23 protein-coding genes and 2 pseudogenes are annotated in these 25,717 nt (G+C 70.6%); 16 read left to right on the top strand and 9 right to left on the bottom strand.

The window, feature by feature from the left end:
- Positions 1 to 36: 36 nt before the first annotated feature.
- Together ACWD4G_RS15970 and ACWD4G_RS15975 are read right to left on the bottom strand one after the other, a co-directional pair.
- Positions 37 to 585, bottom strand: coding sequence for a MarR family winged helix-turn-helix transcriptional regulator (locus ACWD4G_RS15970; protein ID WP_451293630.1), 549 nt, complete (start codon positions 583 to 585; stop codon positions 37 to 39).
- A gap of 97 nt (positions 586 to 682) precedes the next feature.
- Positions 683 to 1,741: pseudogene (locus ACWD4G_RS15975) on the bottom strand (FUSC family protein); the annotation flags it as partial.
- A 171-nt stretch (positions 1,742 to 1,912) separates the two neighbouring features.
- On the opposite strand from ACWD4G_RS15975, the gene ACWD4G_RS15980 reads away from it, so the two are divergent.
- The 3 genes and pseudogenes from ACWD4G_RS15980 to ACWD4G_RS15990 all read left to right on the top strand — a co-directional run bounded on the left by ACWD4G_RS15980 (position 1,913) and on the right by ACWD4G_RS15990 (position 4,244).
- Positions 1,913 to 2,497, top strand: coding sequence for a DUF5134 domain-containing protein (locus ACWD4G_RS15980; RefSeq protein ID WP_451293632.1), 585 nt, complete (start codon positions 1,913 to 1,915; stop codon positions 2,495 to 2,497).
- A 63-nt stretch (positions 2,498 to 2,560) separates the two neighbouring features.
- Positions 2,561 to 3,311, top strand: a pseudogene (locus tag ACWD4G_RS15985) (M56 family metallopeptidase); the annotation flags it as partial.
- 159 nt (positions 3,312 to 3,470) lie between these two features.
- A complete protein-coding gene (locus ACWD4G_RS15990; RefSeq protein WP_451293634.1) occupies positions 3,471 to 4,244 on the top strand; it encodes a phosphatase PAP2 family protein in 774 nt (257 codons plus the stop codon).
- Positions 4,245 to 4,428: 184 nt separating this feature from the next.
- Here ACWD4G_RS15990 and ACWD4G_RS15995 read toward each other — a convergent pair whose 3' ends face one another.
- The gene (locus tag ACWD4G_RS15995; protein ID WP_451293636.1) at positions 4,429 to 5,940 is read right to left on the bottom strand and encodes an LVIVD repeat-containing protein; all 1,512 of its coding nucleotides are present in this window, start codon (positions 5,938 to 5,940) and stop codon (positions 4,429 to 4,431) included.
- Between the two features lie 194 nt (positions 5,941 to 6,134).
- Between ACWD4G_RS15995 and ACWD4G_RS16000 the strand changes: the two genes are divergently transcribed.
- The gene (locus ACWD4G_RS16000; RefSeq protein WP_451293638.1) at positions 6,135 to 6,800 is read left to right on the top strand and encodes a DUF305 domain-containing protein; all 666 of its coding nucleotides are present in this window, start codon (positions 6,135 to 6,137) and stop codon (positions 6,798 to 6,800) included.
- Positions 6,801 to 6,861: 61 nt separating this feature from the next.
- Here ACWD4G_RS16000 and ACWD4G_RS16005 read toward each other — a convergent pair whose 3' ends face one another.
- Entirely contained in the window at positions 6,862 to 7,350 is a 489-nt protein-coding gene (locus tag ACWD4G_RS16005; protein WP_451293908.1) for a DUF6214 family protein, read from the bottom strand.
- Between the two features lie 257 nt (positions 7,351 to 7,607).
- Here ACWD4G_RS16005 and ACWD4G_RS16010 point away from each other — a divergent pair, with 257 nt between their 5' ends.
- The 6 genes from ACWD4G_RS16010 to ACWD4G_RS16035 all read left to right on the top strand — a co-directional run bounded on the left by ACWD4G_RS16010 (position 7,608) and on the right by ACWD4G_RS16035 (position 12,970).
- A complete protein-coding gene (locus ACWD4G_RS16010; RefSeq protein ID WP_451293640.1) occupies positions 7,608 to 8,975 on the top strand; it encodes an FAD-dependent oxidoreductase in 1,368 nt (455 codons plus the stop codon).
- Between the two features lie 106 nt (positions 8,976 to 9,081).
- The gene (locus ACWD4G_RS16015; RefSeq protein ID WP_451293642.1) at positions 9,082 to 10,500 is read left to right on the top strand and encodes a nucleobase:cation symporter-2 family protein; all 1,419 of its coding nucleotides are present in this window, start codon (positions 9,082 to 9,084) and stop codon (positions 10,498 to 10,500) included.
- Between the two features lie 194 nt (positions 10,501 to 10,694).
- On the top strand, positions 10,695 to 11,045 hold the full coding sequence (locus ACWD4G_RS16020) for a peptidase inhibitor family I36 protein (RefSeq protein ID WP_451293644.1): 351 nt from the start codon (positions 10,695 to 10,697) through the stop codon (positions 11,043 to 11,045).
- A gap of 3 nt (positions 11,046 to 11,048) precedes the next feature.
- A complete protein-coding gene (locus ACWD4G_RS16025) occupies positions 11,049 to 11,984 on the top strand; it encodes a hypothetical protein (protein WP_451293646.1) in 936 nt (311 codons plus the stop codon).
- A 20-nt stretch (positions 11,985 to 12,004) separates the two neighbouring features.
- Positions 12,005 to 12,565 carry a peptidoglycan-binding domain-containing protein gene (locus ACWD4G_RS16030; RefSeq protein ID WP_451293648.1) on the top strand — a complete coding sequence of 187 codons (561 nt, stop codon included), beginning with the start codon at positions 12,005 to 12,007 and terminating at the stop codon, positions 12,563 to 12,565.
- Positions 12,566 to 12,649: 84 nt separating this feature from the next.
- Positions 12,650 to 12,970 (top strand): hypothetical protein, encoded by a 321-nt coding sequence (locus tag ACWD4G_RS16035; protein ID WP_451293910.1) that lies wholly within the window; start codon positions 12,650 to 12,652, stop codon positions 12,968 to 12,970.
- 15 nt (positions 12,971 to 12,985) lie between these two features.
- Here ACWD4G_RS16035 and ACWD4G_RS16040 read toward each other — a convergent pair whose 3' ends face one another.
- The 3 genes from ACWD4G_RS16040 to ACWD4G_RS16050 form a co-directional block, all read right to left on the bottom strand.
- Entirely contained in the window at positions 12,986 to 14,290 is a 1,305-nt protein-coding gene (locus ACWD4G_RS16040; RefSeq protein ID WP_451293912.1) for an SGNH/GDSL hydrolase family protein, read from the bottom strand.
- A gap of 111 nt (positions 14,291 to 14,401) precedes the next feature.
- On the bottom strand, positions 14,402 to 15,658 hold the full coding sequence (locus ACWD4G_RS16045; RefSeq protein WP_451293650.1) for an extracellular catalytic domain type 1 short-chain-length polyhydroxyalkanoate depolymerase: 1,257 nt from the start codon (positions 15,656 to 15,658) through the stop codon (positions 14,402 to 14,404).
- Positions 15,659 to 15,822: 164 nt separating this feature from the next.
- Positions 15,823 to 16,920 carry a non-reducing end alpha-L-arabinofuranosidase family hydrolase gene (locus tag ACWD4G_RS16050; RefSeq protein WP_451293652.1) on the bottom strand — a complete coding sequence of 366 codons (1,098 nt, stop codon included), beginning with the start codon at positions 16,918 to 16,920 and terminating at the stop codon, positions 15,823 to 15,825.
- 362 nt (positions 16,921 to 17,282) lie between these two features.
- On the opposite strand from ACWD4G_RS16050, the gene ACWD4G_RS16055 reads away from it, so the two are divergent.
- Together ACWD4G_RS16055 and ACWD4G_RS16060 are read left to right on the top strand one after the other, a co-directional pair.
- Positions 17,283 to 18,260, top strand: coding sequence for a pectate lyase family protein (locus ACWD4G_RS16055; protein ID WP_451293654.1), 978 nt, complete (start codon positions 17,283 to 17,285; stop codon positions 18,258 to 18,260).
- Positions 18,261 to 18,306: 46 nt separating this feature from the next.
- Positions 18,307 to 19,089 carry a pectate lyase gene (locus ACWD4G_RS16060; RefSeq protein WP_451293656.1) on the top strand — a complete coding sequence of 261 codons (783 nt, stop codon included), beginning with the start codon at positions 18,307 to 18,309 and terminating at the stop codon, positions 19,087 to 19,089.
- A gap of 159 nt (positions 19,090 to 19,248) precedes the next feature.
- Here the strand turns inward: ACWD4G_RS16060 and ACWD4G_RS16065 are convergent, their stop codons facing one another.
- Entirely contained in the window at positions 19,249 to 19,830 is a 582-nt protein-coding gene (locus tag ACWD4G_RS16065; RefSeq protein ID WP_451293658.1) for an Rv1733c family protein, read from the bottom strand.
- Between the two features lie 235 nt (positions 19,831 to 20,065).
- Between ACWD4G_RS16065 and ACWD4G_RS16070 the strand changes: the two genes are divergently transcribed.
- The 4 genes from ACWD4G_RS16070 to ACWD4G_RS16085 all read left to right on the top strand — a co-directional run bounded on the left by ACWD4G_RS16070 (position 20,066) and on the right by ACWD4G_RS16085 (position 24,316).
- Positions 20,066 to 21,160 (top strand): WD40/YVTN/BNR-like repeat-containing protein, encoded by a 1,095-nt coding sequence (locus ACWD4G_RS16070; RefSeq protein ID WP_451293660.1) that lies wholly within the window; start codon positions 20,066 to 20,068, stop codon positions 21,158 to 21,160.
- A 204-nt stretch (positions 21,161 to 21,364) separates the two neighbouring features.
- Positions 21,365 to 22,042, top strand: coding sequence for a uracil-DNA glycosylase (locus ACWD4G_RS16075; protein ID WP_451293662.1), 678 nt, complete (start codon positions 21,365 to 21,367; stop codon positions 22,040 to 22,042).
- Complete coding sequence (locus ACWD4G_RS16080; RefSeq protein WP_451293664.1) at positions 22,039 to 23,199, top strand: N-acetylglucosamine kinase; 1,161 nt, start codon at positions 22,039 to 22,041, stop codon at positions 23,197 to 23,199. Before ACWD4G_RS16075 ends, ACWD4G_RS16080 begins: the two co-directional genes overlap by 4 nt.
- A gap of 193 nt (positions 23,200 to 23,392) precedes the next feature.
- Positions 23,393 to 24,316, top strand: a complete 924-nt coding sequence (locus ACWD4G_RS16085) for a sirohydrochlorin chelatase (RefSeq protein WP_451293666.1) — start codon at positions 23,393 to 23,395, stop codon at positions 24,314 to 24,316.
- A 243-nt stretch (positions 24,317 to 24,559) separates the two neighbouring features.
- On the opposite strand, the gene ACWD4G_RS16090 is transcribed toward ACWD4G_RS16085, so the two are convergent.
- Positions 24,560 to 25,609, bottom strand: coding sequence for a lactonase family protein (locus ACWD4G_RS16090; protein ID WP_451293668.1), 1,050 nt, complete (start codon positions 25,607 to 25,609; stop codon positions 24,560 to 24,562).
- Positions 25,610 to 25,717: the final 108 nt, after the last annotated feature.

Genomic DNA, 25,717 nt, shown 5'->3' on the forward strand with positions numbered 1-25,717 from the left:
CAGATAGGCGGTCCCGACCGTGGGAGCCGCCCTCGGTCAGGCGCGCGGCAGGCCGAGGCGGCCCTCCAGTTGGAGCAGCAACTCCTCCAGCAGCGTGCCGAGTTCACGGCGGTCGTCGGCGTCGACTCCGGACAGGACGGCCGTCTCGTAGGCCAGTTGCTCGGGCAGGACGGTGTCGACGAGATCGCGGCCGGCGTCGGTGAGGCGGACATGGGCGACGCGGCGGTCACGGGTGTCGCCGCGCCGTTCGACCAGGCCGAGTTCGGTGAGGTGCTTGAGGCGTTTGGTGACGGCGGCGCCGGAGGCGAAGGTCTCGCGGGCGAGCTCGCTGGGGGTCAGCTCGTGGCCGGTACGGCGGAGGGTGCCGAGGACGTCGAACTCGGGGCGGGTGAGTCCGGCATGGCGCAACGGGGCGTCCTCGGCCTGTTGGAGGAGGGCGGCACAGCGGTTGACGCGGCCGATGATCTCCATGGGTGCCGTGTCGAGACCGGGGTGCACCGACTGCCACTGGCGCACCACCTTGGCGACCGTGTCACCGGGAGCCGCGCCGTTTCCCGCCGCCGCCCGCCCATTGCCTGCCGTCATGCTGGTGCGCCCTCCCGAGCGGGGTTGTTGTTCGTCGCCGTGAGCGTACGGGGTCGGGCGAGCCCGGCAGGTGTCACCCGCGCGCTGTGTCGGGGCGGGCGAGGCGGGGTACGGCGGCGGTGGCCACGGCGAGGCCGACCAGGGCGCCGACGACCGTGTCCGCCAGGCGGTCCGTGATCAGGGTCGTCGGGCTCTCGTACCGGGTGAACTCGGTGACCAGCAGGGCCATCGGGGTCACGCAGATCATGCCGAGCCAGTAGTTGCGGCTGATCAAGGCCTCGGCTCCGAAGCTCAGGGCGAGGCAGCACAGGACGAGGGCCGTGGGGTCGAGGTGGGCGAGGGGGGCCAGGGCGGCGAAGGCCAGAACGCCGACGAAGGTGCCGACGACTCGTTGCACGGTGCGGTTCCAGGTGAGGGTGAGGTTCGCCTGATAGAGGGATGCGGCGGTGACCAGCGCCCAGTACGGGCGGCCGACGCCCAGGGCCAGCGAGGCGTATCCGGCCAGGGCGCAGCCGAGCGCGGTGCGTACGGCGAGAGGGGTGACGGGGCCGAGGCGGCTCCACAGCGTGGGCGGGTCGACCGCCTTCAGGGCCTGGGCGGTGGCCCGGTGTGCGGGTGCATGGCGACGGAGGAGGCCGGGGGCCATACACACCAGCCAGGCCCAGACACCCGTGACGGCGGCCACCGCGAGGTAAGCGGGGACCTGGGCGGGGGTCTGCGGGACGAAGAGGGCCGCCGAGGTGACGAAGGCGAGGACGACGTTCGCGGGCGGCCCGATCCGGGACGCGTCGCACAGCGCCTTCTGCACGGCGGCGAGCAGTGCGCCGACCGTCACCAGCAGTACCGGGTCGGTGGTGAGCGACGCGGTGACCAGCGCGGTCGCGAGGCCCGCGAGCATGCCGAGCACCAGCAGCGCCAGGGTCCGGGCGCGGGCCGCGTACGGCAGGTGGTGGGCGTAGAGCGCGCACAGCGACCCGGCCATCGCGTACATCGCCAGATCGAGACGGGCCAGCGCGAGCAGCGTGAGATGGGGCGGGGCACTCGCGACGACCACGCTCAGCGCGGGTTTGAACCAGATCTCGGACGGTCGGCCGAGCCGGAGCGCCCCGGAGAGGGGGAGGCGACGGACTCGGTCCGGACGGACACTGCCGCTCATGAAGAAGAACGTTAGCATGTGTTTTACTCGTGAAGCACTCGAGGGCTTCCGTCCGCCATCTCGGCCCACTCCGCACCCCCGCACGCTCCCCCGCGTACACCCTTGCGCTCGTATGCGCCCCACCGAGGCCGGGCATGCCCTGCCCGACGCCGTCGAGCGTGGAGGTGTGCGGTGCACGGACCGGCTTCACCCGGCTGGCTGCTGGTCGCGCTGTGCGCGGCGACCGGTGCCTACTGTCTGCTGCGGATGCGCAGCGCCGTCGAGGAGCAGCGAAGGGCCGCGGGCGGCGAGGCGCTCATGGGGTTCGGCATGGCCGTGATGGCCGTACCCGCGGCGGTCGTGGCGCCGCCGCGCTGGGCCTGGCTCGTGTACACCGTCGTCTTCGGCGGGGCCGCGCTGCGCGCGCTGTGGGCGGCGCGTACGGGTCCGCAGCACCATCTGCACCACTTGGTGGGCGCGCTGGCGATGGTCCACATGTCGGTGGCGATGGCCATCTCGCCGGGCGGCGCCCACGGCGGCACGGGGTTGCCGCTGGTGACGGGAGTGCTGTTGCTGTACTTCGCGGGTTATGTGCTGTGGGCGGGCGGGCGTCTGCTGCCTGTACCGGTCCTGGCCGGTGGAGGCAGCGCCGGTAGTGGGGCCGGTACCGCACCGGCGCGGCGGCGGGCGATCGGCTGGGGGGACCGCCCGGAGGTGGCGCGGGCCTGCCGACTGTCCATGGGGATCGGGATGTTCGCCATGCTGCTGACGGTCTGATCCGGCTGCTGGCAGTCCGGCTTCTGCTCTGGCAGTCCGGTTTCTGCTTCTGACGGTTTCTGTTTGGTGCGCGGGCGGCTCTTCGAGCCCGCGCCCGAGGCGGCGGTCGAGGGCGTACGCGCTGGGCGCGGGCGGTGGGTGGGCGGCGGTCGTGGCGGTGGCGCCGGCCTGCGGGGGTCTGTGGACCGGGGCGATGCTGGTGCGCGAGATCGTACGGGCCCGGCGGCGGCTCGGGCGGCGGCGGGCCGAACTGCTGTTGCGGGCCCCGTTGTTGCCCGGTGAGGAGCCCGGTGGGGGCCGGCTCGTGGTGGTGGAGGGGGAGCGCCCGGACGCGTGGTGGCTGCCCGGGGCGGCGCCTCGACTGGTCATCACCACGACCGCGCTGCGGCGGCTGAAGGGGCGGCAGGTGGACGCGGTGGTCGCGCACGAGCAGGGGCACGCGCGGGCCCGCCATGGCTGGTTGCCGCACTGTCCGGCGGTGCCGACGGGTGGTTTCCCGCAGGTGCCGGTGTTCGCCGCGTTCCGCGACGAGATGCACCGTCCGGTCGAACTCGTCGACGGCGGCATGGCCTCGCGCCGCCACGGCCGCCTCACCACCGCCCTCGCGCTCGTCGGCCTCAACGAGGACCGGGGAGTGTTCGGGCCCTGCTCGACACCCGAGGACCATGTGCCGCGGCGCGTGCACCGGCTCCTCTCGCCCCCGGACCGCCTCTCACCCGCGCACCGGCCGCGGCCGACCGCGTACGCGGCGCCGGTCCCCGTGGTCCCCGTTCTGGTGGCCTTCGTGCCGGCGTTGCGGGCACTCGGACAGTGACCGCGCGGCGACGGCCAGATGTCGTCACGGCGTCGCCAAGGCAAAGACCCGGTCAAGAACAACGTACGGGCGCCGGTGTTTGCTCCGGTCGCGGGCCGTGACAGTCGTCTCACGCCTCGGAGTTGGCCATGAACCCCACGCGTCGGCGACCATCGCTGTATGCACTCCCCCACCATCGACTCGCCGCCCCACCGGCCGTCGGTCACCGTCACCGCCCGCGCCGTCGCGGCCCTGACCACTCCGTGCGTACTGCTTCTCGCCCTGGTCGCGCTGTCCTGGCGGCCGCTGATGTCGCTGGACGAGGGCATCGCCGACACCACGCACCGCTGGGCGGTCGACTCGTCGGGGGTCACCCACACGTTCCGCGTCCTGACGGACTGGGTCTGGGACCCGGTGACCATGCGTCTGCTGGCGGCGGGCGCCGTCGTATGGCTGATCTGGCGTCACAGAGAGTGGTGGACGGCCGTCTGGCTGGCCGTCACCTGCGCGGTCGGCACCCTCGTCCAGCAGGGGATGAAGGCCGCCGTCGGCCGCGAGCGCCCCGTGTGGCCGGACCCGGTCGACTCCGCGCACTACGCCGCGTTCCCGTCCGGCCACGCCATGACGGCGACGGTGGTGTGCGGCCTTCTCCTCTGGCTGCTCCACCGGTACGGCGTCGGGGGCGTGCTGTTGCGGTGGGCGCTGTGGGTGGCGGCGGTGTCCGTCGTCGGGGTGGGCCTGACCCGGATCTGGCTGGGCGTGCACTGGGCGTCGGACGTACTGGGCGGCTGGCTGCTGGGCGGGCTGACGGTGGCCCTCGCGGTGCTGGCGCACGAGAGGTGGTACCGCCCGCTGTCCGGCGCCGCTGGAGGTCCGTCCCGGACCGTCCCCCGTGCGGCCCGGGACGAACAACGACCGGGCGGGACACACAGGGTCGCCGCCCGGGAGCGCTGAGTATAGTTCGCTGCCGACCTGTCAACGCAGGAGTTACAGAATGTCTCCGCGCGGCCCCTCGGTCAATGAAGAGTGACGACGACGTTGCGGGGAACGACTGCGGCGGACCGCACCGGAGTTGACGGACGGGCGGAGTCGTCCCGCCGGTCCCCGAGGGGTCCGGCGGGACGAGTGACAGGGCCCGCTACCAGCCGAAGTCGAAGTAGTCCGGCTGGGTCTGCACATTGAGCTCGCGCAGATGGACCCACTTGGCGGGGTCCGTACGACGGTCGTTGATCTTCAGGACGTCGAAGCCCTTGGCGATGTCGTTCGAGTAGATGTAGCCGTTGTAGTAGTACGCCGACCACGAACCGGCCACCGTGAGCGTGTCGGTGGTCAGCGGACCGCGCTCGAAGTAGGCGATCTCCTCGGGCTTCGAGGAGTTGGTGAAGTCCCAGACGGAGACGCCGCCCTGGTACCAGGCCTGGACCATGATGTCCTTGCCCTTGACCGGGATCAGCGAGCCGTTGTGGGCGACGCAGTTCTCGGTGTCCGCCTGGTGGCGGGGGATCTTGAAGTAGCTCTTGAAGACGAGCTTGCGGTGGTCGCCCTTGCCCACGATGTCGTAGACGCCGTCGGCGCCGCGGTTCGGGCCGATGGCCTCGTTGCAGGTGGCGCCGACGCCGCCGCCCAGCTCGTCGGTGAAGACCACCTTGTTCGCCTTCTGGTTGAAGGTGGCCGAGTGCCAGAACGCGAAGTTCACATTGTCCTGGACCTGGTCGATGATCTTCGGGTTCTCCGGGTCCTTGATGGAGAACAGGATGCCGTCGCCCATGCAGGCACCGGCGGCGAGGTCCTTCGACGGCAGCACCGTGATGTCGTGGCAGCCGGTGGTCTTGGAGACACCGGGGTTCGTGGGCGAACCCGGGTTGCCGCCGCCGTCCGCGCCCTCACCGGGGAAGAGGACCGGGAAGTTCACCACGGCCGCCTTCTCGGGCGACTTGCGCGGCACCTTGATGACCGAGATGCCGTCGTGCGGTGGTTGGCAGTCGGGGAAGGACGCGCTCGGCGAGTACGAGGAGACGTACACGTAGACGTTCTTGCGCTCGGGCACCAGCGTGTGGGTGTGTGAGCCGCAGGCGGTCTCGACGGCGGCGACGTACTTGGGGTTCTTCTTGTCGCTGATGTCGAAGATCTTCATGCCCTCCCACGACGACTTCTCGGTCGCCGGCTGCGTGGTGCTGTTGCAGGAGCTGTCGCTGCGCGAGGAGTCGGTGGACAGGAAGAGCAGGTCGCCGGAGACGGAGATGTCGTTCTGGGAGCCCGGGCAGAGCACCTGGGCGACCGTCCTGGGCGACTTGGGGTTGCTGATGTCGAAGATACGGAAGCCGTCGTAGTTGCCGGAGAAGGCGTACTTGCCCTGGAAGGCGAGGTCCGAGTTGGTGCCGGGCAGCGCGTCCTTGGGGATGTTGGTGATGTGCTGGATGTTGGCCGAGTGCACGACCTCGTCCTGGCCCGGGATCTCGCCGGCGGCTATCGCCGCGCGCGCCTCGGCGGCGTCGCGCTGGGAGACCTCCTTCGGCGTGACGGGCGCGTCCCCGGGGTCGGGGATCGCGGCCGCCGGTCCGGCCGTGAGTAACGCGGCCAGGAGTCCCGCCGCGGTCGCGGCGACACCCAGGCGTCTGCGTCTGGTCCGCAGGTTGTTCAACAGGGTCACTGTGTCCTCCCGTGTAGCCGTTCACGGTGGAACGGTTCAGGCACCTCCGAAGTATCGTCTTCATCATGCACAGATCAACAGACGGCAATGTATTTGTAACGAACAAATTTGATCGCGGATGTGTGAATACGTGTTAGGAACTTCCGTCAACACTCACGAGGTGTACGCCCGTTCCTGTGCCCCAGGAGGTCACTGTGCTCGACCGTCACAGATTCCGCACATCGCTGGTCACGGCCTCGCTGACGACCGCTCTGCTCCTGCTCACGGGCTGCGACTCGGACACGGAGGCGGCCCCTGACGGTGATTCCGCTAAATCCAGCGGGCCCGCGGTGATAGCGCCCGGGAAGCCCGGTGAGGCGGCCCGAACCCTGTCTCCCGCGGAAGCCGAGAAACAACGCGCCGAGGACGATTCACCGAACTCCGCGGACCTCGACTACGCCCGCATGATGATCGAGCACCACACCCAGGCCATCGAGATGACCGAACTGGCCCCCGAACGGGCCGAGTCGACCGGTGTGAAGCGGCTCGCCGAGCGCATCTCGGCGGCCCAGCAGCCGGAGATCGACTCCATGGAGGCCTGGCTGAAGACCAACGACGGGGACGGAAAGGGCAGTTCGCACCACCACGAGCAGATGCCGGGCATGGCGAGCGAGGAGCAGATGGAGGAACTCGGCACGCTCAAGGGCGCGGCGTTCGACGACCTCTTCCTGAAGCTGATGATCACTCACCACGAGGGCGCGGTCACCATGGCCACCGATGTGAAGGCCCAGGGCAACAACATCGCGATCGAGGAGATGGCCGACGACGTGATCGCCCAGCAGACCACCGAGATCAGCCGGATGCGCGACCTCGCGAAGTAGCCGCTCCCCCTCGGGCCCGGCGGCCTCAGCGCCCCGTGCGGCCTCAGTGCCCCGCGCGGCCTCAGCGCCGGGCGTGGCGGGGCGCCAGCATTCCCTCGTCCCGCGCCCCGGCGATCAGCCGCAGCGACTTGCGGCGGCTGTGCCCGGTCGCGCACATCACCGCGAGCACCGGGTCGTACCCCGAGCGCTGCGCCGCCAGGTACTCCTCGGCGACCAGCCGCCGCCCCTCCACCCCACGGGGCCACGCGGGCCGGGCCCGGCGCCCGGACCCGAACGGCATCCCGTACGGGTACTCGTACGCCGGCTCCTCGACCGGCTCGGGCCCGGTGCCGCACGACTCGAAGAGCGGGCCCTCGATCCAGTCGGCCAGCTCCGCCAGGTCGTCCAGGGACATCGGCGGCCGCGCCCGGACGTCCTCCAGCGACAGCCGCCCGTCCCGCACCACGGCGAGCACCTCGACCTCGGCGCCGTCCGGAAAGGTCAGCCGGGCGTCGAACCAGGCCGTGTCGCCGTCGTGTTCCCGCACTTCCCACGCGGGCCGCACGGTCACGGCACCGTCCTGCCACTGGCGATCGGAGAGGTTGAGAAAGGATGCTTCGAGCACCTACGCAACGTAAGCGAATGATCACATTCTCTCAGCAGAGCCACGCATGCCCCGGGCACCCACGGCACCCCTACGGCGCAGCAGCCGTCGTACGCGCCGAAGGGGGCCGCTGACGCCCGTCCGGCCGACACGCCCCTCCCCCGGCGGGCGCCCCGGTGCGATCCTGGAGGCATCAGCGATCTCCTCGGGTAAGGAGTTCCGCCGTGCTGCGTATCGCCGTCGTGGGGTCGGGCCCGAGCGGCTGCTACACCGCCCAGGGCCTCGTCCAGCAGGATTCCTCGGTGTACGTCGACGTCCTGGACCGGCTGCCGTGTCCGTACGGTCTGGTGCGGTACGGGGTGGCGCCGGACCACGAGAAGATCAAGTCGCTGCAGGGCAATCTGCGCACCGTCCTGGAGCACGAGCGGGTGCGGTTCCTCGGCGGGGTCCAGGTGGGCCCCGGGGGTGTGTCCGTGGCCCGGCTGCGGGAGCTGTACCACGCGGTGGTGTACTGCGTCGGCGCCGCCACCGACCGCAGGCTCGGCATCCCGGGCGAGGAGCTGCGGGGCAGCTGGTCGGCGACCGAGTTCGTGTCCTGGTACAGCGCGCACCCGGACGCCCGGGCCGACGCTTTCGTGTCCGGGGCGCGTACGGCCGTGGTGATCGGCGTGGGGAACGTCGCCGTCGACGTGACCCGGATGCTGGCCCGCGCGGCGACCGAGCTGGCCCCCACCGACATGCCCCAGGCCGCCCTCGCCTCGCTCGCCGCCAGCGAGATCACCCGGGTCCACATGGTGGGCCGCCGAGGCCCCTCCCAGGCCCGCTTCACCACCAAGGAGCTGCGCGAGCTGGGCACCCTTCCGGACACCGAGGTCACGGTCAATCCGGCGGAGTTGGAGCTGGACCCGGCGTATGTGGACCCCTCGGCCCTGCCCGCGGCCCAGCGGCGCAATGTGGAGGTCCTGCGCGGCTGGGCCACCGCGCCGTCCGACGATCCCCGGGCGCGATCGGCGAGGGCCCGCCACCGCATCCGGCTGCGCTTCTTCCTGCGGCCCGTGGAACTCCTCGCCGACGGCGACCACGTCTGCGGGGTCCGTCTGGAACGCACCGAGCCGGACGGCCGGGGCGGAGTGACCGGCACCGGCCGCTACGAGGAGATCGAGGCCCAGCTGGTCCTGCGCTCCGTCGGCTACCGAGGGGTGCCGCTGGAGGGTCTGCCCTTCGACCCGGCGCACGGCACGGTTCCGCATCGGGCGGGCCGCGTCGTGCGTGAGGGCGTTCCGGCGCAGGGTGAGTACGTGGCCGGCTGGATCAAGCGGGGCCCGACAGGTGTGATCGGCACGAACAGGCCGTGCGCGAAGGAGACGGTGACCTCGCTGCTGGAGGACGCCCCCGCGCTCGCGCGGCGGCCGGTGGCGGACGATCCGCTGACGGCCCTGCGGGCGGAGGGCGTCACCCCGGTGGAGTGGCCGGGCTGGCAGGCGATCGAACGGGCGGAGGCCGCGTTGGGCGCGTCGCTGGGCAGGGCGGTGGTGAAACTGCCCGACTGGGAGTCCCTCATGACTGCGGCACACGGCAGCCGCGCCCTTTAGGGGCGCGGGGAACTGCGCGACAAGCCCCCACTCACCCGCACCCGAAACGCAGACAGGCAACACCCCTGAAATCAACAAACTGTTCAATCCGTCTATGGTCTCGCCCATGACAACACCCGCGCCCGTCCACCCGGTGGACGAAGTACCGCCCGTCCGCCAACTCGCCGCCTTCGGCCTCCAACACGTGCTCGCGATGTACGCGGGCGCGGTGGCCGTCCCCCTGATCGTCGGCGGAGCCATGCGGCTCCCGCCCGCCGACCTGGCGTATCTGATCACCGCGGATCTGCTGGTCTGCGGTATCGCGACGCTGATCCAGTGCGTCGGCGTCCGGCGTTTCGGCGCCCGGCTGCCGATCATGCAGGGCTGTACGTTCGCGGCGGTCTCACCGATGGTGCTGATCGGCACGGAGGGCGGTGGACTCCCGGCGATCTACGGTTCGGTGATCGTGGCCGGGCTGGCGATCATGTTGCTGGCGCCGGTCTTCGGCAGACTGCTGCGCTTCTTCCCGCCGCTCGTCACCGGCACCGTCATCCTGATCATCGGTCTCTCCCTGCTCCCGGTGGCGGGCAACTGGGCGGCCGGTGGAGTGGGCGCGGAGGACTTCGGGGAGCCGAGGAACCTGGCGCTGGCGGCGTTCGTGCTGCTCGTCGTACTCGGGGTGCAGCGCTTCGCGCCCGCCTTCCTCAGCCGGATCGCGGTGCTGATCGGCATCGTGCTGGGCCTCGCGGTGGCGGTGCCGTTCGGGTTCACCGATTTCGGCGGGGTGAGGGAGGCGGACTGGCTGGGCATCAGCACGCCGTTCCACTTCGGGGCGCCGACGTTCGAGGTCTCGGCGATCGCGTCCATGTTGATCGTGGCCTTGGTGACCATGACCGAGACGACGGGTGACCTGATCGCGGTCGGCGAGATGACCGACCGCAGGGTGGAGCCGCGCTCCCTCGCCGACGGGCTGCGGGCCGACGGGTTCTCCACGGTCCTCGGCGGCGTCTTCAACACCTTCCCGTACACGGCGTACGCGCAGAACGTGGGCCTGGTCGGGATGACCCGGGTGCGCAGCCGCTGGGTTGTGGCGGTGGCCGGCGGCATCCTGGTCCTGCTGGGGCTGCTGCCCAAGCTGGGCGCGGTGGTCGCCGCCATTCCGGCCCCGGTGCTCGGCGGGGCGGGGCTGGTCATGTTCGGCACGGTCGCCGCGAGCGGTCTGCGCACGCTCGCCCAGGTCGACTTCAAGGGCAACGACAATCTGACGGTCGTCGCCGTGTCGGTGGCCGTTGGCCTGCTCCCGGTCGGGGTGCCCACGGTCTACGCCGGGTTCCCTGACTGGTTCCAGACGGTGATGAACAGCGGCATCAGCGCGGGCTGCCTGACGGCGATCGCCCTGAACCTCCTGTTCAACCACCGGCGGGGGAAGGCGGGTTCGAACGCCGTCGGGGGCGAGGGGGCGGGCGGCGACCGGGGAGACGCGGTGGGCGGCACCCAGGGAGACCCGGCGGGCGGCGTCGCGAAACCCCAGGAAGAGGCCATCTAGTACCGCCGGCAACCAGCCGCGGTGCGGCGGAGCCGCTGGCGCACCCTGAAACGTTATAGGGACCTGTTCAGCACCAGGCCACCTAGCCTGACCAGGCCAACAGTCCGATCGTGATCAGCATGCTTGTCGATGCGTCACAGAGGGGGAGTTCAGCTATGGACAGGATCGCTCGGTTCAGAGCGAAGGTTGCCGCTATGGCCGCGGGTGGCACGCTGGTGGCCGGTTTGGGGCTCGGGCTCGGGGCCAGTCCGGCGCAGGCCAGCTGGGATGACTGTGACTCGGGCGCGTTGTGTGCGTACTCACAGACCTACGGGGGCGGTACCCCCGGCCAGGTATGGGGCAACAATCACAACCTGCGGCAGTACAGCAAGTTCGACAACGCCAAGTCGCTGCACAACAACGGCAACAGCTGCGACGTCATCCTCTACACCAACACCTGGTTCCGGGGCACGGCCCAGCTCTTCCCGCGTGGCTATTACGTGTCGAACACCGACGGCACCAACTTCGAGGACGGTGTCGGCTCCAACTACTGGACGAACTGCTGACCCATGCGACGACTGCTCTGGGGAGCGGCAGCCGCTGTATTGCTCACGGCCGGGTGCGCGGCACCCGGCCGTGGGGCCGCGACCGAGGCCGAAGTCCCCATCCCCCGGCCGCTGTCGGGCGCCTTGCACTTCTCGGCCGCCGAGCGGACAGCTCTGCGCGACTCCGAGGAGGCTCTGATCCGGACATGCATGCGGGAACAGGGGCACGAATATCGGATCGGCCCCGCCCGTGACGCCCGGCGCGCAGCCGCCATCAACCCCTATACGTTGTTGTCGACCCAGTGGTCGAAGAGCGATGGCTACGGGCTGACCGGCGCGGTGCTGGAGGGGCCACCGAACGATCCGAACGCGGACATGCTGGCCGCCCTTCCGGACGCGGAGCGGGAGGAGTGGCAGCAGGCGCTGCTCGGCAGCCAGGACGATCACGTGGAGATCTCACTCCCCAGCGGCCGACGCATCAGCTACTCCCCCCACTCGTGCGTCCAGAGAGCACGGGACGACGTCTACGGCGAAGGCTGGTCCGAACTGCGCTATGTGGTCGAGGACCTGAGCAACGACGCCATTCGGCGAACCCTGGCCTCCCCCGGCTTTCACGAAGCGGAGGCGGACTGGGCCAGGTGCATGGCCGACCTGGGGTACTCCTACACCACGCTGGAGGACCCCCGTAAGGAGATCCTCGACCAACTGGCAGAAGCCGAAGGTGATCACGACCAGGTACTGGCCGTGGGAAATCGGGAACTGGCCCTGGCCCGGGACGATCTGAGCTGCCAGCTCGAAAGGCATACGCATCAGCGCATCGCGGACGTTCAGGCGAAGGCTGAGAGACCGGTTCGCGCCGAGGCCAAGGCGGAACTGGACCGGTTCCAGCAGGCAAAGCGGGTGGCGCTCAGCCGAGTTCTCCAGCCCGAGGCGAGCGCAGAAGGCTCCGGAACCGCATGACCAGAAGGGGAAGAAGACCGATGAGGAACCGCTCGACACGAACCCGGATCGCGGCAGCCACGGTGGGTGCCCTGGCCGCCGCTTCCCTGGCTCTCAGCGCAACACCGGCCGCCGCCAAAGCCAGCGACGGCTATGTTCGCGGCTACGACGAGTACGAAGGAGACTGGGGGGACGAAGGGGTTCTGAAGCTCGGCAACCCTTACGCCAACTCCAACGCCACATGTCTGTGGCAGAAGATCCTCTGGGCGGAGGGTGCCACCGAGATCGACGGCACCCAGTTCGACGAGGCGGACATCGACGGAATATTCGGCCGCAACACCGAACTGGCGACCTCATCGATGCAGGGCAGGTGGCGCCTGGACTACATAGACGGGATCGTGGGCTCCAGCACCTTCGCGCGCGCCGACGACAAGCTCACGATGACCGGCGGTAGCGAGGAGCGAGGCAGGACGCTCTACCTGACGTACTACGGTTCGCGGGTCAGCTTCCAGGTGATACGCAACACCGAAGGCAAGTACATGTTCAAGGACCGTAACGACATCTGGCGGACCGCCGGCTACAACACCTGGACCTGCAGCTGACGCTCAGCCGCCCTCGCGTCGACGGCACGATAGGGTCCCGGCATGTCCCTACGTGTTCGAATGCGTCAGGCGCTGCCCGAGGCGATGCGCGCCCGTGACAAGGTGACGGTGAGCGTCCTGCGTGCCACGCTCGCCGCGCTGGACAACGCGGAGGCGGTGCCCGTGGAGGAGACCGCGTCGCGCGCCGGGGCGCTCGAACAGTCGCCGGTCGGTGCCGGTGCCACCGAGGCGGCCCGGCGTGAGCTGAGCGAGCGCGTCGTGGTGGACATCGTGCGGGCCGAGGCCACCGAACGGCTGGAGGCCGCCGCCCGGTTGACCGCGCCCGCGCACGCCGACCACGTCGCACGGCTCCACGCCGAGGCCGCCGTCCTGCTGCGGTTCCTGGAGGGCCAGGAAACGGCGTAGGGACGGCGGAGCCGTTCACCTCCGCTGAAGCAGACGCAACGGAACCGACTCGGCCAGCAGCCGGTAGCCCTCGGGGTTGAGATGGAGCCAGTCGCCGTCGTGGAGGGCGGGATCGAGGCGGGCCGGGTTCCCGGGGTCTCGGACCGCGCGGTCGAAGTCGAGGACGGCGTCGAAGCGGCCGCTGGAGCGAATCCAGGTGTTGACCGTCTGCCGTGACGCCTCGCGGAGTCCGGCGGCGTCGTCGTACGGGGTGTTGCCGTCGAACGGCAGCAGGGTGGCGCCGTAGACGCGGATGCCCTGGGCGTGGGCGCGGACGACGAGTTGGTCGTACGCGGCGATGAGGTCGGCGGTGACGCGCTGCTGGGCGGCGGGGGTCGCCTCGGCCGTGCCGAGGTCATTGATCCCCTCGAAGACGATGAGTTGGCCGACGGCGCTGTGGGCGAGGATGTCGCGGTCGAAGCGGGCGAGGGCATTGGGACCGAGTCCGTCGTTGAGGACGCGGTTGCCGCCGGCCGCCTGGTTGACGACCGCGATGTTCCGTGTGGCGGGCTGTTGTTGGAGGCGGTCGAAGAGCTGGTCGGGCCAGCGGTTGTTGCCGTTGGTGGTGGAACCCCGGCCGTCGGTGAGCGAGTCGCCGAGGACGGCCACCGCGGTCGTGGACGGTCGCGAGAGCACCTCGACGTCGCTGAGCAGATACCAGTGGTTGGTGGGGGTCGCACCGGGCAGGTCCTCGGCGCGGGTGTGGTCGCCGTGCCGGAGGTACGACGTGGTGCGGGACCCCGGGTGCGAGGTGAGCGCGATGGACTGCTGCCCCTCGGCGAGGTACGCGGTCACGGCGAGATTGGAACCGGGCGCCAGGGTGAAGTCCAGCGGGTCCGACACCACTTGGGCGCCCGTCGGCACGGTCGTGGACCCCCGTCCGCCGAACGTCACCGCCTCGGTCGTCCCGGGCTCGATCGCCCCCACCCCGGCCTGCCCGCCCAGCGGCAGCGCCACGGTCACGGCGGTCAACGGCAGCGGGGTGCCACCGAAGGCGTTGGAGAAGCGCAGCCGCATACGGTCGCCGCCGGTGGTGACCCTCACGGTCTGCCGCAGAGTGGTGTCCACGAGGACGGCCCGCTCGCCGGTGAACGGCGCGGGCGGCATATTGCCCGGCTCGGTGAGCTGGGGCATCGCCGACCAGGTGTTCACCCAGTGCCGGGCGGATTTCGTTGTGTCATCGGCCCCGGTTCCGTCACTCCGCTGCGAGCTTCTGACGAGCGCGGTCACGGCAGACGAGGCCACGACCACGGCAAGAACGAGAACACAGACGGCGATCAGGTTGGCGAGCGGTGTCCTTCTGGGACGGCCGGACAAGTGCACGGGCAGGGTGCCTTTCTCGGGGGTACGGAAACGGGGGCGGGGCTCCGAAGGGACCCCAGAGGGGGAGCGTCACGTACACGCCGTCCCGTTGAGCGCATACGCCCCCGGCGCCGCACTGTTCCCACTGTGGTTCGCCTGGTAACCGATGCTGACGCTCGCGCCCGGCGCTATCGACCCGTTGTACGAGACGTTCGTCGCGGTCACGGCGCCACTCGCCGGGCTGTAGGTGGCGCCCCAGCCGTTGGTGATGGTCTGGCCGGAGGGCAGGGTGAAGCCGAGCTGCCAGCCGTTGACGGTGGTCGTGCCGGTGTTGGTGATGGTCACCGAGGCGGTGAGGCCGGTGTTCCAGGCGTTGGTGGTGACGGTCACCTTGCAGGGTCCGGCCGGGGGTTGGGGCGCGGGACCCGAGCTGTTGAGGCCGAAGAACGTCAGGACGCGCTCGCCCATGCCCCAGGCGTAGAGGTTGTGGCCGGTGCCCTGGAGGCTGATGGCCTCGACGGGGGCGCGGTCACCGGTGGCGCCGTAGCGGGTGCGGGTCCAGTTGGCCTCGGGCGAGTCGGTGGCGGACGGGGTCTGGCTGACGCCGTGCACATCGGTCCACTGCTTGATCATCTCCCCGAAGTTGGGGTAGCGCAGCACATCGTCCTCGGTACCGTGCCAGAGCTGCATACGCGGCCGGGGTCCGGTGTAGCCGGGGTAGGCGCCCCGGACGAGGTCGCCCCAGGCCTGCGGGGTGCGGGTGATGGTGCCGTTCGCGCACTCGCTGTTCCACTCGGAGCCGTTGGTGGTGGCGAAGCAGGCGAAGGGCACTCCGGCGAAGGCGGCGCCCGCGGCGAAGACATCGGGGTAGTCGCCGAGCAGGACGTTGGTCATCATCGCGCCGGAGGAGATACCGGTGACGAAGACGCGGCTGGTGTCGGCGGAGTAGGTGCGGACCGTCCAGTCGACCATGGACTTGATGCCCACGGGGTCACTGCCGCCGCCCCGGCGCAGCGCCTGCGGCGAGGAGACGTCGAAGCACTTGCTGCTGCGGGTGACGGACGGGTACACGACGATGAACCCGTACCGGTCGGCGAGTTGCGCGTACTCGGTACCGCTGTACATCGCCGGCCCGGACCCGGTGCAGTAGTGCACGGCGACCAGAACCGCCGGGTTCGCGGTGACGCTCTCCGGCACGTACAGGTACATCTGGAGGCTGCTGGGATTCTCCCCGAAGCCGGTGACCTCGGTGAGCGCGGCGGTGGGCGCGACATCGGCTTTTGCGGAGGCGGCAGACGCGTTGAGGAGGGCAGCCGCGAGCAACGACACAAGCAAGCCGAGCAGCACCGCCCTGAAGGGGCGCGGGGCTGTGTCATGTGCGGCTCCGCCGCGTGGGCGCGACCAGCCACGACGCCGCCGCAGCCGCCCGACGACACTTCCCGGCACTCCACTAGGCACTCCAAACGGAGCGTAACCATGAGAGGTGATGGACACGTCCTCGTCTCCCTGTATCAGCAAGCGGAGTTGGTCTGAGTCAGCAGAGCAAGACGCCAAGGCAGCTGCGAGTAGTCGCCGGCCGCCCCCGGGTCCACCCCCTGGTACAGGTACTGCAGCCGACAGGGATTGATCCTCTGCGTCTGGTCGACACCGTCACGGATCAGATCGCCATGGCTGAAGTCCTTCGTCCAGGCGGGTACGCCGGCCGCGAAGGCCACGTTGTTGGAGCGGATGAACGGGTTGGCCTCGTCGGCCGTGAGCGGTGTCCAGGTGCCGCCCAGGCGATCGGCGGTCCAGGCCCGGAAGTAGCGCCGCCAGTCGGACTTGGTGGCGAACGCCTCGACGAGCAGGAGGTAGGTGCCGCTGTCGCCGACCCGGTAGACGTTGCTCGCCTCCCACAGGTCGAAGCGGTTGGGCTCGGAGAGCACGATCGCGGTCTCCCGGAAGCCGTTCGGGAACTCGCCGAGCGTCGTGCGGGAGCGGTACTGGTGGCCGTTGTCGTCCGAGAAGAACAGATAGCAGTCGGTGCTGTCGCAGATCGTCCAGAAGTCCAGCCACTGGCCGTTGCCCTTGTTCTGGGTGACGATGGGCGGCTCGGTGCTCATGAAGGTGCGCGGAGCGCTCCAACTGCGCGGATTTCCGGGGTCGGTCGTGGTCGAATACGACGGCGGGCCGGTCTGGTAGACCATGTACCAGAGCTTCTGCGGCGCGAAGTAGAAGACCTGCGGGGCGGCGGCGTACCGGTTGCCGATGTTCGGATTGGTGTCGAGGAACGTCTGCGGTGCGGCGGCGGCCTGGGACCAGTCAGTGAAGCTGGTGTGGGCGAGGCTCCAGGCGCCGGACGTGTTGGCGGTCGTGGCGTAGACGTGCCACTTGTTGTCGTACCGGAAGACCGACGGGTCCTTGACGGAGACGATCGGATGGGTGGCGTCCGGTTTCGGTGAGATCAGCGGGCCGGTCGATGACCAGGTGAACGACGTGGGCAGCGGTCCCGCGAGGTCGGTCCGTGAGGTGTCGGCGGTCGCCGGGCCGGGGGTCAGCGAGGTGAGTCCGACGGCCAGTAACGCCAGGACCAGTCCGCTGATGAACGTACGCATACGTGGGGTCGTCATCGACTCGCCCCTCTCGGAAGGGAAGCGTCCGGGCGAGCATCGTGACATGCGCATGGTCGAGGTGGAAGCGCTCCCACACATCGAAAGAATTCGCTCTCGGCACCGGGTGGAACTCAATGTTTTTTGCGCAAAGCGTTGACTAGAAAGCGCTTGCCGCCTACGTTCCGTTCAGCAGTGTGAACCAGCTGCCTTCGATGACGCGTGCGGGCCGGCACGCGAGTGAGCCCCATTCGCTTGGGGCTGCGCACCTTTCGGGACACCGAGAACCCCAGCTCGGCACCTCCCGCCGCTCGAACAATTCAATATGGCGAACTCTGTTCATGTACATGACCCACCGGTCTTCATGAAGGGACGCACTCCCCATGCGTACCGTCCCCCCACATACACATGCGCAAAGATCGACTCTGGTGGCCACCGCGGCCGCCCTGGCGACGGCCGCCGTGCTCGCCCTGCCGCAGTCCGCGGGCGCCGCCGAGACCGCGCCGATCGGTTACGGCGCCGGAACGACCGGCGGCGGCAGCGCCACGCCGGTGACGGTGTCGACGCTCGCCGCGTTCCAGAGCGCCGTCTCGGGCAACGCGGCCAAGGTCGTCCGGGTCAACGGTCTGATCTCCCTGTCCGGCCAGGTCGACATCGGCTCCAACACCACGGTGCTGGGCGTGGGTTCGTCGTCGGGCTTCACCGGCGGCGGGCTGCGGATCAAGGAGGAGACCAACGTCGTCGTCCGCAATCTGAACATCAGCAAGCCGGTGGCCCCCGCGGACGGGATCACGGTCCAGGAGTCGACGAAGGTGTGGATCGACCACAACTCCTTCTCGGCGGACCGCGAACACGACAAGGACCATTACGACGGCCTGCTGGACGTCAACCACGGCTCCGACTACGTGACCGTGTCCTGGAACACCTTCAAGGACCACTTCAAGGGCTCGCTCGTCGGACACAGCGACAACAACGCCTCCGAGGACACCGGCCACTTGAGGGTGACGTACCACCACAACCACTTCGGCAACGTCTACTCGCGCATCCCCAGCCTGCGCTTCGGCACCGGGCACTTCTACAACAACTACGTGGACGGCGCCGACACCGCCTGCCACTCGCGCATGGGCGCCCAGATGCTCGTGGAGAACAACGTCTTCCGCAACACGAAGATCGCGGTCACCACGAACCGCAGCAGTGACGTGGACGGTTACGCGAATCTGCGCGGCAACGACCTCGGTGGGGCCGCCACCGAGATCTCCCAGGTGGGGTCCTTCACCTCCCCGCCATACGGCTACACCGCGGAGTCCGCCTCGTCCGTCGTCGCCTCGGTGACCTCGGGTGCGGGCGCCGGGAAGCTCTGAGTACCCCCAACCCCCCAACCGCACGGACAACAGAAGGAATCGGGACATGACTTCTGCGACACGTCCACGCGCGCGTACGCGTGCGATGACCGGGACGGTGGCCGCCTTCGGCTTCTCGTTTGGCATGATCATGACATCCGGCGCCACTCCGGCCAGCGCCGCCACCTGGCCGTCGGCCAGCGGCAACCAGCCGGTCAGCTCCACCATCTCGGTGTCCGGTGTCCGCGACGGCGGCATGGTCCGCTACTACGGCAGCGGCGACCTGGCTGGTGACGGTCAGGAAGAGGGCCAGGACCCGATCTTCAAGCTCGCGGCCGGCGCGACGCTGAAGAACGTCATCATCGGAGCGCCCGGCGCCGACGGCATCCACTGCGAGGGCAACTGCACCCTGCAGAACGTCTGGTGGGAGGACGTCGGCGAGGACGCGGCCACCTTCCGCGGCGGCTCCACCTACACGGTGACCGGCGGCGGCGCCAAGAAGGCGGCCGACAAGGTCTTCCAGCACAACGGGCCCGGCACGCTCAACATCTCCAACTTCGCGGTCAGCGAGTTCAAGACGCTGTACCGCTCGTGCGGCGACTGCTCCACGCAGTACACCCGCAAGGTCAACCTCAGCAATATCGAGGTCACCGGAACGGGCTCCACCGCACGGCTCGTCGGCATCAACGTCAACCGGGGCGACGTGGCGACGCTGCGCGGCATCACAATCCTCAACGACAGCAGCCGCAAGGTCATCCCGTGCCAGAAGTACAACAACAACACGGCGGTCGGCACCGGCCCCGACAGCACCAACTGCCTGTACTCCACCTCGGACATCACCTACCGGTGAGCCCGCTCCTCACCCACCGGTGAGTCCACCCCGGCGGCCGGACGGAACCCTCCCCCACGGGTCTCGTCCGGTCGCCGACGCATTCAGCACGACACCCGCTCGTATGCGGCACGACACCCGCTCGTACCGCCCGCCGTCACCGGACCTCCCTGCCCGGCGTCACCAGATCTTCCGCTCCCACAGCGGGCCGATCCGCTCCCACTCCTCGTCCCACTGGTCCATCCGCAGCCGTTCGAGGCGCGAGCGGACGAGCCTGCCGCCGACGTACGGCATGGCCGCGACGCACAGCCCCGCGAGGCCGCCGACGAGCCCCGCGCGCAGCCGGGCCTGGGACTCGGTGGCCGGCTTGGTCACCAGCAGGCCCTCGGTGTCCGTCCAGACGGTGACCGGGGCGCCCATGAGGGTGGCCGGGTCGACCCTGGCCTGACCATGGCGTTCCGTGCCGTCCGGAGCCGTCCAGCGCACCTTCGCCCACACCTTCTCGGCGCCCGGCCCGCTCGTCGAGGAAGGCTCCGGCGCGTCCTCGGTGAGCATGGCGGCGGTGGGGCGCCACTCGGCACGCTGCCGGGCGAGCCCGGACTCGACGGACTCGGCCGCGAGCAGCCCCGCGACCACACCGCCGACCAGAGTCAGCGCCCAGGTGGCCAGCACCACCCAGGACTCCAGCCGGTCGCTGCGCCTTCTCAGCGGGTTGCGCCGCCATCGCCACAACCACACCCTCGGACCACGGAATGCCACCATCGGGGGCACCCTCCCTCACACACGCAGGACTGCCGGACCGCTCTCCCATACGGCGACGGCTCTCCCCCTGCTCATGCGACGTCGGTCACCCCACCCGATCCGGCCGTCGGCGCACCCCGGTGCCGACCGAGGCCACCCCCTCTGACCTGCGACGCAGCCGTCCGAGGGGTGACTGTCAGTGGTGGGGTGCAGACTGACCCGTGACTGAGACGACGATGTCCCGGAGGTGGTCGGCATGGCCGACGTACTGCTCACCGTAGGCACCCGCAAGGGCCTGTTCATCGGACGACGGCGCGGCGGCGCCGGACAGCCCTGGACCTTCGACGAGAGCCCGTACTTCAACGCCCAGGCCGTGTACGCGGTCGCCATCGACACGCGGGGGAACATCCCCCGGCTGCTGGTCGGCGGCGACAGTGCGCACTGGGGCCCCTCCGTGTTCCACTCCGACGACCTGGGCCGCACCTGGACCGAGCCGGCCCGGCCCGCCGTCAAGTTCCCGAAGGACACCGGCGCCTCCCTGGAGCGCGTCTGGCAGCTGCACCCCTCGGCCGCCGAGCCCGACGTGGTGTGGGCGGGCACGGAGCCGGCCGCGCTGTACCGCTCGGAGGACCGCGGCGAGACCTTCGAGCTGGTACGGCCGCTGTGGGAGCACCCGACCCGCGACCAGTGGATGCCGGGTGGCGGCGGCGAGGGCCTGCACACGATCCTGACCGACGAGCGGGACCCTCGCGCGCTGACCGTGGCCGTCTCCGCCGCCGGGGTGTTCCGCTCCGATGACGGCGGCACCAGTTGGTCGCCTTCCAACTCCGGTGTCTCGGCGGTGTTCCTGCCCGATCCCGACCCCGAGTTCGGCCAGTGTGTGCACAAGGTCGCGCGGGACGCGGCGACCCCGGACCGGCTGTATCTGCAGAACCACTGGGGTGTGTACCGCAGCGACGACGCGGGCGCCCACTGGACCGACATCGGCGAGGGTCTGCCCTCCACGTTCGGCTTCGCCGCTGTCGCCCATCCGCATCGCGGGGACACCGCGTATGTGTTCCCGATCAACGCCGACGCCGACCGCGTGCCGGCCGACCACCGCTGCCGGGTCTTCCGCACGGCGGACGCGGGCAAGAGCTGGGAGCCGCTGTCGGCGGGGCTGCCCACCGAGGACCACTACGGCACGGTGCTGCGCGACGCGATGTGCACGGACGGCATGGACACGGCGGGGGTGTACTTCGGCAATCGCAACGGCGAGGTGTACGCGTCGGCCGACGACGGCGAGAGCTGGCGGCAGTTGCTGTCGCATCTGCCGGATGTGCTGTGCGTACGGGCGGCGGTCGTGGGCTGAGCTACGGCGGAGAAGCGGAGCGGTGTGGAGAAAGCGGAGCGGTGGAGAAGGGGGGACGCGTGTTGTTCATGTCCTGCGGTGAGTACCCGCGCCGGCGCTTAAGTCGGCCTGGAGTCGAACGAGTTCGACCGCGAAGCGGTCAGTCTCGATCATGCTCCGGGCGTCGGTTGATCGTCACGGCCGTTGCACCAGTAGGGTGACGCCGTGGCACCACGACCGTTGCATGAAATCGTCGAAGCGGGCTGGGCGAAGGCCCTGGAACCCGTGGCCGGACAGATCGCTCAGATGGGGGACTTCCTGCGCGCGGAGATCGCCGCGGGACGCACCTATCTCCCGGCCGGCTCCAACGTCCTCAGGGCCTTCCAGCAGCCCTTCGACGACGTCCGCGTCCTCATCGTCGGCCAGGACCCGTATCCGACACCGGGGCACGCGGTCGGGCTGTCCTTCTCGGTCGCGCCGGAGGTACGGCCGCTGCCGGGCAGCCTGATCAACATCTACCGGGAGCTGGGCAACGACCTAGGGCTCCCGCCCCCGTCCAACGGCGACCTCACCCCGTGGACGCGGCAGGGCGTGCTGCTCCTCAACAGAGCGCTCACCACGGCCCCGCGCAAGCCGGCCGCGCACCGGGGCAAGGGCTGGGAGGAGGTCACCGAGCAGGCGATACGTGCGCTGGCCGCGCGCGGACGCCCCCTGGTGTCCATCCTCTGGGGCCGCGACGCCCGTAACCTCCGCCCCCTCCTCGGTGACCTCCCGTCCATCGAGTCCGCCCACCCCTCCCCCATGTCCGCCGACCGAGGCTTCTTCGGCTCCCGCCCCTTCAGCCGCGCCAACGACCTGCTGGCCAGGCAGGGCGGCGTCCCGGTGGACTGGCGCCTGCCATGACAGGCGAAGGGGCGGCGCGCGCGGAGCCGATGGCTTCGGTGCCGGGCGACGCCCCGAGCCGAGCACCGGGAGACGGACCGGACGGCGCTCCGGCACCGGCTCCGGGCATCGGCGGCGACCGGCGGCCCGTCGTGCTCGCCGTCGACTCCGGCGGCTCCGGGCTGCGCGCCGCGGTGGCCGTGGGCGGTCAGGTGGTCGGGGAGCCGATCGTCTCCCAGGAGCCGGTGCGGACCGGGACCCGGGGAATCGACGCCGGGCATCTGCTGGAGCAACTGCTGCCCATGGCACGGCGGTTGCTCGACGCGGCCGGGGCCGGGGTCGCCGGTGGAAGTGAGCGTCCGGGTGAGTCCGGGCAGCCGGGTCGGGCTGGCCGTACCGGCGGCTTCGGCTCTCCGGCGGCCGTGGCCGTCGGGGCCACCGGGTTCGCCTCGCTCGGTGAGCGGATGCGGGCCGAGCTGCCCGCCGCGTTGGAGCGCGAGTTGGGGGTCCGGCGGATCGCGCTCGTCGCCGACGCGGTCAGCGCGTACACGGGGGCGCTCGGTGCCGTGCCGGGTGCGGTGATCGCCGGTGGCACGGGGCTGATCGCCCTCGGCACGGATCTGGAGACCTGGCGTCGGGCGGACGGCTGGGGGCATCTGCTGGGCGACTGCGGTGGCGGGGCGTGGATCGGACGGGCCGGGCTGGAGGCCGCGATGCGGGCGCACGACGGACGGGCCGGTGGTTCCGTCCGGCTGCTGGCGCGCGCCGAGGACGCCTTCGGCCCGGCCGGCGGGCTGCCCGGGCGGCTCTACCCCAGGCCCGACCGCCCCGCCGTACTCGCCTCGTTCGCGCCCGAGGTGGCCGACTGCGCCGAGGACGACCCGGTGGCGGCCGACATCCTGCGCACGGCGGCCCGGCACCTGGCCGATGCCGCGGTCGCCGTCTGCCCGGGCGACGGCGAGCCCCGAATCGCCCTCACCGGCGGCCTGTTCAAGCTGGGCGAACCCCTCCTCGTACCGCTGGAGGCGGAGTTGGCGGAGCGGCTGCCGTACGCGCGACGGGTGCCCTCGGCCGGCGATCCGTTGGACGGTGCCGTACGGATCGCGACCGAGCTGGCCGCCGGTCGGCTGCGGTTGCCGTACGACGAGCGGATGTTGTACGTGATGGCCGAAAAGTAGTACCTGAAATACGGAGTTAAGCGGCCTGTCGGACAAGCACCACTGAGGGTGGGCAAGAATGCCGCTCAGCAGATGAATGCGGTATCGATCGGGCCTGATCGGCACGTAACTCATCAGACAAATCCGGACGGATACCGCTCACCTGCACCCTCCCCGAACAGGGGAGCCCAAGAAGCCAGTAGCATGCGGCGCCATGAGCTCCCCCACTGGGCCCGCATCCGGCCTGCCTGTACGAATGCCGCGACCCCGCCAGCCGGGACGGCACCGCCGCCCCGAGCCGCTGGCGGCCCCCGAGGGCGCGCCCGCGCTCGTCCTCGCGGTGCCGGGCACGCCCAGCGCCGCCACGCGCAGCCTCGCCGAGGAGGTCGTGAGCATCGCGCGCTCCGAGCTGCCCGGCCTCGACGCCCGCATCGCGTACGTCGACGGCGGCACCGACGAGTACCCCACGCTGCAGTCGGTGCTGACGCACGCCGCCGAGGAGCGCACCGCCCGTTTCGAGCAGGCGCGCGCCGCCGGTCTCGACGTCAAGGAGCCCGACGGCCCCGTCGCCGTCGTGGTGCCCCTGCTGGCCGGTCCGGACAGCGCCACGCTGCGCCAGGTCCGCCAGGCCGTGATGGAGAGCAAGATCGCGGCCGAGCTGACCGATGTCCTCGGTCCGCATCCGCTGCTCGCCGAGGCCCTGCACGTACGTCTGTCCGAGGCCGGTCTGGCCCGCGCCGACCGGGCCCGGCTGTTCACGGTCGCGACCGCCGCCGACGGCATCATCCTCGCGTCCGTGGGCGGTGAGGAGGCCGTGCAGGCCGCCGGGATCACGGGCATGCTGCTCGCCGCGCGCCTCGCCGTGCCGGTCATGGCCGCCGCGCTCGACCAGGACGGTGCGATCACCGCCGTCGCCGATCAGCTGCGCTCCTCCGGCTCCCAGCAGCTCGCGCTCGCGCCGTATCTGATAGGGCCGGAGATCGACGCGGGGCTGATCGAGGCCGCCGCGAAGGAGGCGGGCTGCTCCGCCGCCGAGGCCCTCGGCCCCTACCCGGCGATCGGCAAGCTGGCGCTCGGCAAGTACACGACGGCGCTCGGTATCGCACCGCCGCAGCCGCAGGGCATGCCGGTGCGCTGAGCGGGGCCATCGCGAGGACCACGAGACCGCTTCGCGCGGGTCGGTGAACCGAGTCAGGTGCACCGAGCCCCGCCGAAGTGCCGAGTCCGATACGTCGGGAGCCGGGGCTGACGGTTCGACGCATCGACTCCAGCGCGTTGTCTCGGGTCGCGACGCGTACGGCCGAGGGCCCGTTCCTCTCGCGGGAACGGGCCCTCGGCGGGGTTCATGGGAGTGACAGGCCCTCGGCAGGGTTTTCCGGGCTCAGAGGACCACGCAGGAGGCCGCGGGCACCTCGATCGCGCCGGTCGGCGCCGGTACGCCCGTGTCCGGGTCGACGGTGAACCAGGTGACGTCCCCGGAGTGCTGGTTGGCGACGTACAGGGTGCCGGAGTCATGGGCGATGGCGCGTGGCCAGCGGCCCTCGCAGGGCACGGTGGTGATCAGGCGCAGTCCGTCGTCCTCGACCGCGAGCACGGAGAGGACGTCCACGCCGCGTGTCGCCGTCCACACGAAGCGGCCGTCGGGCGACACGGCGATGCCCGAGGGGTACGCGTCGCCGTCCGGGGCGCCCGGAAGCACCGAGGTCTCCCCGGTCTCCTCCAGGGGCTCCAGAAGGCCGTCCGAGGCGTTCCAGCGGTATGTGGTGACGGTCGGGGCGAGTTCGCCCAGCACATGGACGTGCGTTCCGTCCGCGCCGAAGGCGAGATGGCGTGGACCGACGCCGGGGCGGAGCGCCGTCGCGTGGTGGACGACGGGGACGCCGGCCTTCAGGGTGCACACCCGCACGGTGTCCGTGCCCAGGTCCACGGCGAGGAACCAGCGGCCGGAGGGGTCCGGGACCACCTGGTGGGCGTGGGGTTCCCGCTGGAAGCGGGGGTGCGGGCCCGATCCGGTGTGGCGGAGCGTGCCGGAGGCGGTGGGCGCGAGCGTGCCGTCGGGGCGCAGGGGTACGGCGGTGACGCTGCCGGAGCCGTGGTCCGCGGTCAGGACATGGCCGGCGAAGAGGCAGAGGTGTGTCGGGGTGCCGCCGACCGCCGTCGGGGGGCCGGTCACCTCGGGTTTGCCGTCCGCCACCCGGTAGGCGGCCACCGCGCCCTCCGCCCGCTCGCTCACCGCGTAGAGCTTGTCGCCGTCCGGGGAGAGGGCGAGGTAGGAGGGGTCGGGTAGGTCGTCGGCGCCGGCCAGGACGGTCAGGGCGCCGGTTCTCCCGTCCACGGAGGCGACGAGGACGCCGGGGCCTCCCTCGCCGGTGAACGAGCCGATGTAGGCCCGCCGTCGCCCGTTGCCGTCCACTGCCGTGGTTGCTGCCACTGCCGCCCCTCCCGATCGCTTGTACTGCGGGCGACAGTAGCAGCAGGTCTAGACCAAAAGGGAGGGGTGCTCGGTGACGGGTCGGTGCGGTCGCGCAGGGCCGAGCGG

This window comes from Streptomyces sp. NPDC002643 (assembly GCF_053592555.1).